Origin of the sequence: Streptomyces sp. NRRL F-5126, from assembly GCF_000721265.1 — a bacterium.
Classification (GTDB): Bacteria; Actinomycetota; Actinomycetes; order Streptomycetales; family Streptomycetaceae; genus Streptomyces.
Genome location: NZ_JOFZ01000006.1, coordinates 579026 through 591939, shown reverse-complemented (window position 1 = coordinate 591939; position 12914 = coordinate 579026). Strand labels below are relative to the sequence as shown.

13 protein-coding genes and 3 tRNA genes are annotated in these 12914 nt (G+C 72.0%); 12 read left to right on the top strand and 4 right to left on the bottom strand.

What is annotated here, in order from left to right:
- Positions 1-87: 87 nt before the first annotated feature.
- Positions 88-747: an SDR family oxidoreductase gene (locus IH48_RS0115665; RefSeq protein ID WP_030903965.1), complete on the bottom strand. Its 660-nt coding sequence runs from the start codon at positions 745-747 to the stop codon at positions 88-90.
- A gap of 73 nt (positions 748-820) precedes the next feature.
- A complete protein-coding gene (locus IH48_RS0115660; RefSeq protein ID WP_030903963.1) occupies positions 821-2059 on the bottom strand; it encodes an amidohydrolase family protein in 1239 nt (412 codons plus the stop codon).
- Between the two features lie 357 nt (positions 2060-2416).
- Between IH48_RS0115660 and IH48_RS0115655 the strand changes: the two genes are divergently transcribed.
- From IH48_RS0115655 to IH48_RS0115625, 6 genes are all read left to right on the top strand, one after another.
- A tRNA-Thr gene (locus tag IH48_RS0115655) sits at positions 2417-2489 on the top strand.
- Positions 2490-2536: 47 nt separating this feature from the next.
- Positions 2537-2609 (top strand) — tRNA-Met (locus tag IH48_RS0115650).
- Positions 2610-2723: 114 nt separating this feature from the next.
- Positions 2724-2888, top strand: coding sequence for a 50S ribosomal protein L33 (gene rpmG, locus IH48_RS0115645; protein WP_006347275.1), 165 nt, complete (start codon positions 2724-2726; stop codon positions 2886-2888).
- Positions 2889-3046: 158 nt separating this feature from the next.
- Positions 3047-3511 carry a MaoC family dehydratase N-terminal domain-containing protein gene (locus IH48_RS0115640; RefSeq protein ID WP_030903959.1) on the top strand — a complete coding sequence of 155 codons (465 nt, stop codon included), beginning with the start codon at positions 3047-3049 and terminating at the stop codon, positions 3509-3511.
- Between the two features lie 4 nt (positions 3512-3515).
- Positions 3516-3944, top strand: a complete 429-nt coding sequence (locus IH48_RS0115635; RefSeq protein ID WP_030903957.1) for a MaoC family dehydratase — start codon at positions 3516-3518, stop codon at positions 3942-3944.
- An 825-nt stretch (positions 3945-4769) separates the two neighbouring features.
- Entirely contained in the window at positions 4770-5825 is a 1056-nt protein-coding gene (locus tag IH48_RS0115625) for a UDP-N-acetylmuramate dehydrogenase (protein ID WP_030903951.1), read from the top strand.
- A gap of 12 nt (positions 5826-5837) precedes the next feature.
- Here the strand turns inward: IH48_RS0115625 and IH48_RS0115620 are convergent, their stop codons facing one another.
- Positions 5838-6896: an adenosine deaminase gene (locus IH48_RS0115620; protein ID WP_051839817.1), complete on the bottom strand. Its 1059-nt coding sequence runs from the start codon at positions 6894-6896 to the stop codon at positions 5838-5840.
- Between the two features lie 129 nt (positions 6897-7025).
- Complete coding sequence (locus tag IH48_RS0115610) at positions 7026-8252, bottom strand: pyridoxal phosphate-dependent aminotransferase (RefSeq protein WP_030903947.1); 1227 nt, start codon at positions 8250-8252, stop codon at positions 7026-7028.
- Positions 8253-8635: 383 nt separating this feature from the next.
- Here IH48_RS0115610 and IH48_RS0115605 point away from each other — a divergent pair.
- The 6 genes from IH48_RS0115605 to IH48_RS0115580 all read left to right on the top strand — a co-directional run bounded on the left by IH48_RS0115605 (position 8636) and on the right by IH48_RS0115580 (position 12708).
- Positions 8636-8708, top strand: a tRNA-Trp gene (locus IH48_RS0115605).
- Positions 8709-8813: 105 nt separating this feature from the next.
- Entirely contained in the window at positions 8814-9104 is a 291-nt protein-coding gene (secE, locus tag IH48_RS0115600) for a preprotein translocase subunit SecE (RefSeq protein WP_030903944.1), read from the top strand.
- Positions 9105-9177: 73 nt separating this feature from the next.
- Positions 9178-10128, top strand: a complete 951-nt coding sequence (nusG, locus tag IH48_RS0115595) for a transcription termination/antitermination protein NusG (RefSeq protein WP_030903941.1) — start codon at positions 9178-9180, stop codon at positions 10126-10128.
- Between the two features lie 180 nt (positions 10129-10308).
- Positions 10309-10743: a 50S ribosomal protein L11 gene (gene rplK, locus IH48_RS0115590; protein WP_030903939.1), complete on the top strand. Its 435-nt coding sequence runs from the start codon at positions 10309-10311 to the stop codon at positions 10741-10743.
- Between the two features lie 76 nt (positions 10744-10819).
- Complete coding sequence (gene rplA / locus IH48_RS0115585) at positions 10820-11539, top strand: 50S ribosomal protein L1 (RefSeq protein ID WP_030903937.1); 720 nt, start codon at positions 10820-10822, stop codon at positions 11537-11539.
- A gap of 221 nt (positions 11540-11760) precedes the next feature.
- Entirely contained in the window at positions 11761-12708 is a 948-nt protein-coding gene (locus tag IH48_RS0115580) for a hypothetical protein (protein ID WP_030903936.1), read from the top strand.
- Positions 12709-12914: the final 206 nt, after the last annotated feature.

The window sequence follows — 12914 nt, the reverse complement described above, 5'->3', positions numbered from 1 at the left end:
CCGAGTGGCCTCGTGACCAGTGACAGATCCGGGCCGAGCGGTGTGCCCGGGGCGCCGTGTGCGTCCCGGGCGCACCGCTGCCGTACGTCAGCGGCCCGCCGCGATCGCCGCCACCGCGTCCGCCACCGGCGTGGGGCCGCTGATCAGCTCGACGGTGCGGCCCGCCGCGCCCGGCGTCCTCAGCAGTTCGGCGAGCACCGCCGCCACGTCGTCGCGCGGCACCGGCCCCCTCCCGGTCTTCTCCTCCAGGCGGACGAGGCCCGTGCCGGCGTCGTTCTTCAGCATCCCGGGGCGCAGCACCGTCCAGTCGAGCGCGGGCCTGGACCGTACGGCGTCGTCCGCGGCGCCCTTCGCCCTCAGGTACGCGTCGAACACCTCGTCGCCCTCGCGTCCGGCGTCCGCGCCCATGGACGAGACGATCACGTACCGGCGCACGCCGGCGCGCTCCGCGGCGTCCGCGAGGAGCACCGCGGCCGCCTTGTCCACCGTCTCCTTGCGCTCGACGGTGGACCCGGGCCCGGCCCCGGCCGCGAACACCACGCCGTCGGCCCCCTCAAGGGCGCCGGCGACCTCGTCCACCGGCGCCGACTCCAGGTCGAGCACGACCGCTTCGGCGCCCGCGGCACGCAGGTCCTCCGCCTGCTCAGGCTTGCGGATGATGCCCGCGACCTCGTCACCGCGCGCGGCGAGCAACCGCTCAAGCCGCAGCGCGATCTGACCGTGTCCTCCTGCGATGACAATGCGCATGGTCACGACCGTACTTCGGCGGGCGCTGTTACGCCGCGCGGAACGCCCCTTCCCGCCGGCCGCAGGAAAACCGTCACCCCGGCCGGCCCTGCCGAGGCAGCGCCGCCCCCGCCTCGCTGTCCGAGTCGCAGTACTCCCGCACCGCGCTCGTGCGCGCCACCACCCGCCCGCGATGGACGACGATCCTGCTGTACGCCTGCGAGAGCACCGCCGCCAGGCTGTGCCCGCGCACCGCGAGCAGCTCCGCCGGGAAGCCCGCCTCCACCCGCACCTCCGGCAGGCCGAGCGCCGCACGCCCCGCCGAGCCGACCGCCGCCAAGGCCTCCGCGGGCCGCAGCCCGCACTGCGACGCGAGCAGGTACGCGGCCTCCAGCGGATCCCCGCGCCCCACCGGGTTCGACGCGTCGCGCAGCGCTCCGCCGCCTGCCGCCAGCCGCACGCCCGCCGCGCGGAGCAGGCGGACGGGGGCGCAGGCCCTGATCGTCGCGTCGCCGCAGCCGCCCTGCGGCAGGCACGTGACGCCGACCCCGGCCGCGGCGAGCGCCTCCGCAGCCCGCGCCGCGGCCTCGGGCGGCAGCAGGGCGAGGCCGGCACACGGGCCGACGCTCACCCCGGTCCGCAGGCCGCGTGCCATGGCGGCGAGGCGGATCAGGTGTGCCGGGTCCTTCCCGTCCGTGTGGAGGTCGACGGGGCGGCCGTACTCGGAGGCGAGGCCGAGCACCGCCTCCGCATAGGCCGCCGGGTCGGGGTCGAGGTCGGGGCAGCCGCCCACGGCGTCCGCGCCCATCGCCATCGCGTCGCGCAGCGCGGCCAGCCCTTCGGCGCCCGCCGCGCCGGTCAGCAGCCGCGGCACCGCGACGGTCGTCAGATCGCACAGGCCGCGCAGCGAACGCCGTGCCAGGAGCAGGGCTTCGAGCCGGGCCGATCCGAACCCGTCGCCGACCCGCACGTGCGAGCGCACGGCCGTCACCCCGTGGCCGAGGTGGACGAGCACGGCCTCCGTGGCCCGCCGCCGCACGTCCTCGACGGTGTACCGGGGCGGCGGCCCGTCCGCCGACAGGGCCGTGTCGGCGTGCGCGTGCGTCTCGACGGGCGCGGGCATGAGCAGGTAGCCGCCGAGGTCGACGCGGGCGCACGCCATGTCCATGGGGGCGCCGCCGTCGAGGCTGCCCGCCGTGCCGACGGCCTCGATCCGGCCGCCGTTCAGGCGTACGTCGACGATCCTGCCGTCGGCGAGCCGTGCGGACGTGAGGACCAGCGCGGCTGCGCCGGCGGGGTCGCCGTCGGACGGCTGCGGCCGGCTGGGGGGCATCGTGCTCCTGCTCGCGTACGTACGGGGGCCGCGCTCAAGATCACGCGGCGGGTTCCGAGCGTAGGTCCGTGCGGGGGCGGCTTCGCGGAGGAGCGCATTAGTCGTACCGGTGGAGCCGTCGGCCGCGCCGGCTGTCGACCGCGAGCCCTGCGGCGTACCGACCGCGCACCGACCGCGCACCGGCGGGCGCGCCCGTGCGTCGCTGGTCAGCGCGGTTGCGGCGGGTCACGGGCGGGTCCGGTGGCCCGTGCGACGGCCGTGGCGGCGGCGGGGCGGTGGGGGGCGCGGAGGCCTCGGCGACGGCGTGGAAACGGATTTGGGCGAACGACGACCGAGCGTGTAATGTCTTCATCGCTCGCCCCAATAGCTCAGTCGGTAGAGCGTCTCCATGGTAAGGAGAAGGTCTACGGTTCGATTCCGTATTGGGGCTCTGATGTCTGGTGATCCCCGCCCTCGGGCGGGGAGAGCCTGCATCGCAGCGGTGTAGCTCAGTCGGTAGAGCAAGCGGCTCATAATCGCTGTGTCACCGGTTCAAGTCCGGTCACCGCTACAGACAGTAGCCGATTGCGGGGTCGGTCCTCCGATCGGCTACTCTTCTTTGCGTACAACCTGATGAAATTCGTTTCATCTGATTCATCCCATCCGTTCGTCAAGGAGCACTCACGTGGCTGCCACCGACGTCCGCCCGAAGATCACGCTGGCCTGCGTGGAGTGCAAGGAGCGGAACTACATCACCAAGAAGAACCGGCGTAACAACCCGGACCGTCTTGAGATGAAGAAGCACTGCCCGCGCTGCAAGGCGCACACGGCGCATCGCGAGACGCGCTGACCAAGGCTCGAACGCGAGGCCGCCCCCGGCACCCAGGGGGCGGCCTCGCTTCGCGTTCACGACTCGCCCGCGTCCGCACCGATCCGCGGACGGTGGCGACGGCGTTGACGACAAGACGTTGACAACAAGGTGAAGACACCAGGAGGGAGCGGCGGTTCATGGCGCTCGACCAGTCCTTCGTGGGACGGAGCTTTCCGCCCACCGCGCCGTACGAGGTCGGCCGGGAGAAGATCCGCGAGTTCGCGGAGGCGATCGGTGAGACCGCCGCTGTGCACACGGACCCCGAGGCGGCCAAGGCGCTCGGCCACCCGGACGTGATCGCCCCTCCGACGTTCGTGTTCACGATCACCTACCGGGCGGCGGGCGAGGTGATCGCCGACCCCGAGCTCGGACTCGACTTCAGCAGGGTCGTGCACGGCAGCCAGAAGTTCGCGTACGTACGGCCGGTGCGGGCGGGTGACCGGCTGACCGTCACGTCCACGATCGAGGCCGCCACCACTCGCGCGGGCAGCGACTTCGTCGACCTGCGCGGCGATGTGCACGACGCGTCGGGCGAGCGGGTCGCGACGGCGTGGATGAAGCTGGTGGCGCGTGCCGCCGACGACGGCGCGGCGGAGGCGTGAGGGCATGACGGCGAAGATCGGTTACGACGAGGTCGAGGTCGGTACGGAACTGCCGGCGGGCACCTTCCCCGTCACCCGCGACACGCTTGTGCGATATGCGGGGGCGTCAGGCGACTTCAACCCCATTCACTGGAACGAGCGGTTTGCCACGGAGGTTGGGCTGCCGGACGTCATCGCGCACGGCATGTTCACCATGGCGGAGGCGATTCGCGTCGTGACGGACTGGACGGGCGACCCGGGGGCCGTCGTCGAGTACGGCGTCCGCTTCACGAAGCCCGTCGTCGTCCCGAACGACGGCAGGGGAGCGGTGGTCGAGGTCTCCGCCAAGGTCGCGGAGAAGCTGGCGGACGGCCAGGTCAGGGTCGACATCACGGCGACGAGCGGCGGGCAGAAGGTGCTGGGCCTGGCGCGTGCGGTGGTACGCCTCGGCTGAGCAGGACGTATCGCGTGCCCGGCCGGGCACGAACAACGTGCTGCGCGTCCTCGGCGGTGCGCTCGGCGTGGTGACGCTCGGCGCGGTGTTCGCCGCGCGTGGCGGGTACGGGAGCGCGCGGTCGTTCGTGGACGGCACGCAGCCCGCGCTGTGGCTCGGGGCGGGGATCGTGGCGGCGGCGTCACCGGCGGCGCCGGTGGTGCGGGGGCGCCGCGCGGGCGGACGGGCGGATCATGCGGGGGACGCGGGACGTCCCGGAGCGTGCCGCCGAGCCGGCCGGCCACTGGGCCGCGTGCCGCGGCGGCACGCGGTGGCCACCGCGTGGACCCTGGGCCGGGCCTCCCGGCGCGGGGAGAGCCGGCCCCGGTCTGGCGCGTCGGGCAGCGTGATCCCGTCGACGCTCCGCCTTCAGCGGGTCGGCCCTCCCGTCGGTCCCGTACTCCCCGCGGCTTCGCTGTCCGGTCCCCGGCGGCACGGCCTGTCCCGGCGGAACGCCCGGCGGATGCGCTGAACGTGGGGCTCGGCCGCCACGCGCGTACATCGGGGTGCGGCGCGAGAGCGGCCCGAGCGGGGCAGTGCGGAGGCGTTGGACGGACGGGCGCACCGTGTCGAACGGCCCGGCGTCCGGCCGTGTGTGGTGGCCGCCGGGGCGCGGCCCGGCTGAACGCCCGGCGGATGCGGCGAAGACGGGGCGGGGCCGCCGCGGCCCGTCCCACCCGCGTACATCGGGGTGTGGTGCGAGCGCGGCCCGGCGGCGCGTCGGGCGGCCCGCCCGCGCGTCGCGCCCGTCGCCGGGCCCGCGCCCGTGACCGTTAGCCTTGCCGGGTGCAGGAACACTACGGAACCCCCCTCGCCCCCCTCACCACCCTCAGGCTCGGGGGCCCGGCCAGGCGGCTCGTCGTCGCGGACACCGACGACCTCGTCGTCGAGGAGACGCGGCGCGCCGACGACGAGGGCACCCCGCTCCTCGTCGTGGGCGGCGGCAGCAACCTGGTCGTCGGGGACAAGGGCTTCGACGGCACCGCCCTGCGCGTCGCCACCCGCGGCATCCGCCACGAGGGCACCGTGATCGATGCCGCCGCGGGCGAGGTCTGGGCCGACCTGGTTGCCCGCAGCGTCGATGCCGGGCTCGCCGGGATCGAGTGCCTCGCCGGCATCCCGGGCTCCGTCGGCGCGACGCCCATCCAGAACGTCGGCGCCTACGGCCAGGAGGTCTCCTCCGTCATCACGGAGGTCGTCGCCTACGACCGGACCCTGCGGGAGCTCGTCACGCTCTCCGGCGCCGACTGCCTGTTCTCGTACCGCTCCAGCGTCTTCAAGCTGCACCCCGAGCGTTACGTCGTGCTCCGCGTCCGATTCGCGCTGGACGACGCGGGCGGGCTCTCGGGGCCGATCAAGTACGCGGAGACCGCGCGCGTTCTCGGCGTCGAGCCCGGGGCGCGGGTGCCGCTGCGCGACGCGCGCGACACCGTGCTGCGGCTCCGCTCCGGCAAGGGCATGGTCCTCGACGCCGACGACCACGACACCTGGTCGGCCGGCTCGTTCTTCACCAACCCGCTCCTCGACGCGGCACGCTACGAGGACTTCCTCGGGCGCGTACGCGCGCGCCTCGGCGACGACGTCACGCCGCCCGCGTACCCGGAGGGCGAGGGCCTCGTGAAGACGTCCGCCGCGTGGCTCATCGACAGGGCCGGCTTCACGAAGGGCTACGGCACGGGCCCGGCGCGCATCTCCACCAAGCACACCCTGGCCCTCACCAATCGGGGCGACGCCACCACGGAGGACCTGCTCGCCCTCGCCCGCGAGGTCGTCGCGGGCGTGCGCGACGCCTTCGGGATCGTCCTCGTCAACGAGCCCGTCATGGTGGGCGTGCAGCTCTGAGCGCAGCGGTCGTCAGCTCGCCAGCCAGCCGTCCACGCCGGACAGCAGCTCCGCCCTGACGCCCTCGGGTGCCGCCGACGCGCGGATCGACTGGCGCGCCAGCTCGGCGAGCTCCTCGTCCGTGAAGCCGTGGTGCGTACGGGCCAGTTCGTACTGCGCGGCCAGCCGCGCGCCGAACAGCAGCGGGTCGTCCGCGCCCAGCGCCATCGGCACGCCCGCGTCGAACAGTGTCCGCAGCGGTACGTCCTCCGGCTTGGCGTACACGCCGAGCGCCACGTTGGAGGCCGGGCAGACCTCGCAGGTCACGCCCGTCTCGGCGAGCCGCCCCAGCAGCCGCGGGTCCTCGGCGGCCCGCACGCCGTGCCCGATCCTGGCCGCCCGCAGGTCGTCCAGGCAGTCACGCACCGACGAGGCGCCCGTCAACTCGCCGCCGTGCGGCGCCGACAGCAGGCCGCCGTCCCGTGCGATCGCGAACGCGCGGTCGAAGTCGCGCGCCATGCCGCGCCGTTCGTCGTTCGACAGGCCGAAGCCCACCACGCCGCGGTCCGCGTAGCGCACCGCGAGCCGCGCCAGCGTGCGCGCGTCGAGCGGATGCTTCATCCGGTTGGCCGCGACGAGCACCCGCAGCCCGAGCCCCGTCTCGCGCGACGCCGACTCCACGGCGTCCAGGATGATCTCCAGGGCGGGGATCAGGCCGCCGAGGTGCGGCGCGTACGAGGTGGGGTCGACCTGGATCTCCAGCCAGCGCGAGCCGTCCCGCACGTCCTCCTCGGCGGCCTCGCGCACCAGCCGCCTGATGTCGTCGGGCTCCCGCAGACACGATCTGGCGATGTCGTAGAGCCGCTGGAAGCGGAACCAGCCGCGCTCGTCCGTCGCGCTGAGCTTCGGCGGCTCGCCGCTCGTCAGCGCCTCGGGGAGGTGGACGCCGTACTTGCCGGCGAGTTCGAGAAGGGTCGCGGACCGCATCGATCCCGTGAAGTGCAGGTGCAGATGGGCCTTGGGCAGCAGCCTGAGGTCGCGCGGGGGGCGCCCCGCGGCCTCGCCGGTGCCGGTGGTGGTCGTGCTCAACATCCCAAGATCCTGCCGCATCCCGGCGTGTCCCCACAGCCCGATGGCATGATCCGTCGCCCTCCGAACGGAAGAACGGGGTCCCGGCCGCCTCCGGCCGGGACCCCGTTCACGTGCGGTCGCGCTGCGCGCTCAGTCGTGCGCCTCGGCCAGCAGCTTCTGGATCCTGGCCACGCCCTCCACCAGGTCCTCGTCGCCGAGCGCGTACGAGAGCCGCAGGTAGCCGGGGGTGCCGAAGGCCTCGCCCGGCACCACGGCCACCTCGACCTCGTCGAGGATCAGCGCGGCGAGCTCCACCGACGACTCGGGACGCGAGCCGCGGATCTCCTTGCCGAGCAGCGCCTTCACCGACGGGTACGCGTAGAACGCGCCCTCGGGCTCGGGGCAGACCACGCCGTCGATCTCGTTGAGCATCCGCACGATGGTCTTGCGGCGCCGGTCGAAGGCCTCGCGCATCTCGGCCACGGCGGACAGGTCGCCCGAGACGGCCGCGAGCGCGGCGGCCTGCGAGACGTTGGCCACGTTCGACGTGGCGTGCGACTGCAGGTTGGCCGCCGCCTTGATGACGTCCTTCGGGCCGATGGCCCACCCCACGCGCCAGCCCGTCATCGCGTACGTCTTGGCGACGCCGTTGACGACGACGCACTTGTCGCGCAGCTCGGGCACCACGACGGGGAGCGAGGTGAAGGCGGCGTCGCCGTAGACGAGGTGCTCGTAGATCTCGTCGGTCAGCACCCACAGGCCGTGCTCGACGGCCCAGCGGCCGATGGCCTCCGTGTCCTGCCTGCTGTAGACGGCGCCGGTCGGGTTGGACGGCGAGACGAACAGCAGGACCTTCGTGCGCTCGGTGCGCGCGGCCTCAAGCTGCTCGACGGACACCCGGTAGCCGGTCGTCTCGTCGGCGACGACGGGGACGGGGACGCCGCCCGCGAGCCGGATCGACTCGGGGTATGTGGTCCAGTACGGGGCCGGCACGATGACCTCGTCGCCCGGGTCGAGGATCGCGGCGAACGACTCGTAGATGGCCTGCTTGCCGCCGTTGGTGACGAGGACCTGCGCGGGCTCGACCTCGTAACCGGAGTCACGCAGGGTCTTGGCGGCGATGGCGGACTTGAGCTCGGGCAGGCCGCCGGCCGGCGTGTAGCGGTGGAACTTGGGGTTGCGGCAGGCCTCGGCGGCGGCCTCGACGATGTAGCCGGGCGTGGGGAAGTCGGGCTCGCCCGCGCCGAACCCGATCACCGGCCGGCCGGCGGCCTTGAGGGCCTTGGCCTTGGCGTCGACGGCGAGGGTGGCGGACTCGGAGATCGCGCCGACGCGCGCGGACACCCGGCGCTCGGCGGAAGGGGATGCAGCGCTCATGCGGCCCATGGTTCCAGACCGGAAACCCCGGCGGCACGCGGGTTTCAAAGAGTGAACAACCGGTCACGCAGCGGCGACGCATGGTGTCCGAGTGCGACCGGAACGTGCACGTCCGATGACGCAAGGCGCCATGTCCGTCGCTCTGCGTGACGCCCGGGTGTCCCGCCGCCTCCGCGAACCGGGCCGGGCGGCGGCGGTCGGTAGTGCGAGCGGGCGCACGCGCGTGCGTCTTTCCCGGGCGCCGTGACGGCGGCCCGGGCTGCGGCTGTTCGACGCGCGGCCGGTGACCACGTACACTCACTCGTCGTCGGTCCTCGTCCGTCGCGTCCACTCGCGTGCACCCTGCGCGTCGGCCGGATGGGGTAGGTTGGGGCGGGCAGCAAAGGGTCGTAGCTCAATTGGTAGAGCACTGGTCTCCAAAACCAGCGGTTGGGGGTTCAAGTCCCTCCGGCCCTGCTACACACACCGCCAGGATGTGTGCGCATGTACGTACATTCGATGCACCGCCGTGCGGCTCCCCCGGGCGCGGCACGGCCACGACCGGGAATCAGGTGAGAGAGCGTGACGGACGCCGTGGGCTCCATCGACAAGCCTGATGCGGACGACGAGTCGCCTGAGGCGCAGGAGAAGAAGCCCCGCAAGGGCGGGAAGCGCGGGAAGAAGGGCCCTCTGGGCCGTCTCGCCCTCTTCTACCGGCAGGTCGTCGCCGAGCTGCGCAAGGTCGTCTGGCCGACTCGCAACCAGCTGTCGACGTACACCACCGTGGTGATTGTCTTCGTCGTCATCATGATCGGTTTTGTGGCCGTGATTGACTATGGCTTCAGCCAAGTCATGAAGTACGTCTTCGGTTGATCCCGGGGGGCGCCCGACAGGGGCGGTCCCTTATGGGTGTTCCGTCCCTTAGAGCCAGGAAGAAGCAGTCACCGTGTCTGACCCGAACCTGAACGACGCCCGCGAATCGGCCGAGTCCGCATCCGCTGCGGACGAGGCCGACGTCGCCGCGGCGGCGGACGCTGTCGAGCCAGACCAGGCGGAAGCGACCACCGTCGAGGCGGCGGACGCCTCTGCGGCGGGGGACGAGGCCGCGGACGAGAAGCCCGAGGAGACCGCGTTCTCCGACACCGCGGACGCAACGGACGGTACGGACGCAACGGACGCCGACGCCGAGCAGGCCTCCGAGGCCACCGGCGAAGGCCAGGCCGACGGCGATGAGGCTGCCGAGGAAGCTGTCGAGGAGCCGGCCGCCGAGGAAGCCCCTGTCGACCCGGTCGCCGCCCTCCGTGACGAGCTGCGCGGACTCCCCGGCGAGTGGTACGTGATCCACACCTACGCGGGCTACGAGAAGCGCGTCAAGGCCAACCTGGAGCAGCGCGCCGTCTCGCTCAACGTCGAGGAGTTCATCTACCAGGCCGAGGTCCCCGAGGAAGAGATCGTCCAGATCAAGAACGGCGAGCGCAAGAACGTCCGGCAGAACAAGCTGCCCGGCTACGTGCTCGTCCGCATGGACCTGACGAACGAGTCCTGGGGCGTCGTGCGCAACACCCCCGGCGTCACCGGCTTCGTGGGCAACGCGTACGACCCGTACCCGCTGACGCTCGACGAGATCGTCAAGATGCTCGCCCCCGAGGCCGAGGAGAAGGCGGCCCGCGAGGCCGCGGAGGCCGAGGGCAAGCCCGTTCCCGCCCGCAAGGTCGAGGTCCAGGTGCTGGACTTCGAGGTGGGCGACTCGGTCACCGTCACCGACGGCCCCTTCGCGACTCTCCAGGCGACGATCAACGAGATCAGCGCCGACTCCCGCAAGGTCAAGGGCCTGGTGGAGATCTTCGGCCGGGAGACCCCGGTCGAGCTCAGCTTCGACCAGATCCAGAAGAACTGACGCGCGGCGCCCTCGCGGCGCGCGCGAGTAGCTTCCGACCAGGTCAGGGGCGCCCGTACGGGGCCCCTGACCTGTCGGTTTTTGGCCGCGCATCCTTACCCGTTATCGTTGTGCGGTATGCCTCCAACCGGATGACCGGTGGAGGCTGATCACCTCTCATCAGGACCCGGAGAGAAACACATGCCTCCCAAGAAGAAGAAGGTCACGGGGCTGATCAAGCTCCAGATCCAGGCCGGCGCGGCCAACCCGGCACCGCCGGTCGGCCCCGCGCTGGGTCAGCACGGCGTCAACATCATGGAGTTCTGCAAGGCCTACAACGCCGCGACCGAGTCGCAGCGCGGCATGGTCGTGCCGGTGGAGATCACGGTCTACGAGGACCGCTCCTTCACCTTCATCACCAAGACGCCGCCGGCCGCGAAGCTGATCCTCAAGGCCGCGGGCGTGGAGAAGGGCTCCGGCGAGCCGCACGTCAAGAAGGTCGCCAAGCTCACGCGCGACCAGGTGCGGGACATCGCGAACACCAAGATGCCCGACCTCAACGCGAACGACATCGAGGCCGCCGAGAAGATCATCGCCGGCACCGCCCGTTCGATGGGCATCACGGTCGAGGGCTGAAGCCCGGCCGTAGTGGCAGGGCCATGCGCGGCCCGGACCACGACCTCCGCACCCGCTTGAACCATCAGGAGTAGAAGTGAAGCGCAGCAAGGCCCTCCGCGCCGCGGACGCCAAGATCGACAGGGAGCGCGCGTACGCGCCCCTGGAGGCCGTCCGTCTCGCCAAGGACATCAGCACCGCGAAGTTCGACGGCACCGTCGAGGTCGCCATGCGTCTGGGCGTCGACCCGCGCAAGGCTGACCAGATGGTCCGCGGCACCGTGAACCTTCCGCACGGCACCGGCAAGACCGCCCGGGTCCTGGTCTTCGCGACCGGTGACCGTGCCGAGGCCGCGCGTGCCGCGGGCGCCGACATCGTCGGCTCCGACGACCTCATCGACGAGGTGTCCAAGGGCCGCCTCGACTTCGACGCCGTCGTCGCCACCCCGGACCTCATGGGCAAGGTCGGCCGCCTCGGCCGCGTCCTCGGCCCCCGTGGTCTGATGCCGAACCCCAAGACGGGAACGGTCACCCCGGACGTCACGAAGGCCGTGACGGACATCAAGGGCGGCAAGATCGAGTTCCGCGTCGACAAGCACGCGAACCTCCACTTCATCATCGGCAAGATCTCGTTCGACGAGACGAAGCTGGTGGAGAACTACGCCGCGGCGCTCGAGGAGATCAACCGCCTCAAGCCGTCCGCCGCCAAGGGCCGCTACATCAAGACGGCCACGCTGGCGACGACGATGAGCCCCGGCATCCCGCTGGACGCCAACCGCACCCGGAACCTCCTCGAAGAGGACCCGGCCGTCGTCTGACGTCCCGCATCCGCGGGTTTCGGCCACGCGGTTGTTCTTTTGCGCCACAGGCCCCTCGCACCGACCGGTGTGCGGGGCCTGTGGCGTTCCTTTATGTGCGCTGTGTGCGCCATGGGCCTCGAATCCATGGCGGGAGTGTCAGTGGGCGGGCGTATTCTCCTTGTGTCTCCCGCCAGTTGGGCGGGGCTTGACCAACAGAAGACACTGGGGTGGGGAAAAGCATGACTGCATCGATCGGCAGACGGGGCGCGCTCGCGGTGACGGCGGCGCTGGCGGTCGTCGTGGGAGTGGCGGGCTGCCAGAGCGACGACGGGGGCGGCAAGGACGCGGCGGGGGCCGGGGCGAAGGCGTCGCAGCAGAGCTCCGGCGACGCGGCCGCGGCTGTGCAGGCCGTCTACAAGAAGACGTCGGGGGCGAAGTCCGCGAAGGTCCGCATGACGATGTCGGTTCCTGTGCCCGAGGGCACGGCGGGCACGCAGGGCGCCGGCGCAAGCGTCGAGGCGAATGGCGTGGTCGGGTGGAACCCGACGGCGCTGGACCTGACGATGGCGATGAAGAGCCCCACCGCGCCGGGCGACAGCCTGAAGATGCACGAGATCATGTCGGGAACCACCATGTACATGAACATGGGGCAGCTCACCGCCAAGGCGCTGGGCGACAAGCCGTGGCTGAAGTACGACCTGTCCGATCTCGCCGAGATGACCGGCGACAAGTCGCAGGCCGACCTCCTGTCCGGGAGCCTGAACCGCAGCCAGAACCCGGCGCAGCAGCTGGGCCTGCTGCTCAAGTCGCCGCACATCAAGGACGCGGGTACCCAGCAGGTCGACGGTGTGAAGGCCCACCATTACGAGGCCTCGCTGACGCTTGCCGACATCACGGCGAACGCGTCGAAGGCCGCGGGGCTGAGCGCCGCGGAGTCCGAGCAGATCGCCGCGCAGCTCAAGAAGCAGGGCCTGACCTCGGAGCACATCGACCTCTGGGTCAACCAGCAGGACTACCCGGTCAGGGCCAAGATGGCCATGCAGGTCACGGCGGGCGCCATGACCGTCGACATGCACTACTCGGACTACTCGGACGAGGCGCCCGAGATCCAGGTGCCGCCGGCGAGCAAGACGACCGACGCGATGGCCGCGATGAAGCAGGCGCAGGCCCAGGGCTCCGCCCAGTAGTCCCTCGTCATCCCCGGCGGACCGGCCCCGGCGGCCGGTCCGCCGGTCGTGCGCGTCCTCTCCGGCTCCGCCCGGCTGCCAGGCGGGGCGTTCAAGGAGCCGGGCGACGAAGCACAGGGGTGGGGCATGGGAATGGGTGGCACGAACGCCGTCACACGGAGGCGGCGAAGACTCGCGGTGACGGTGGCGGTCGCATTGGCCCTCGG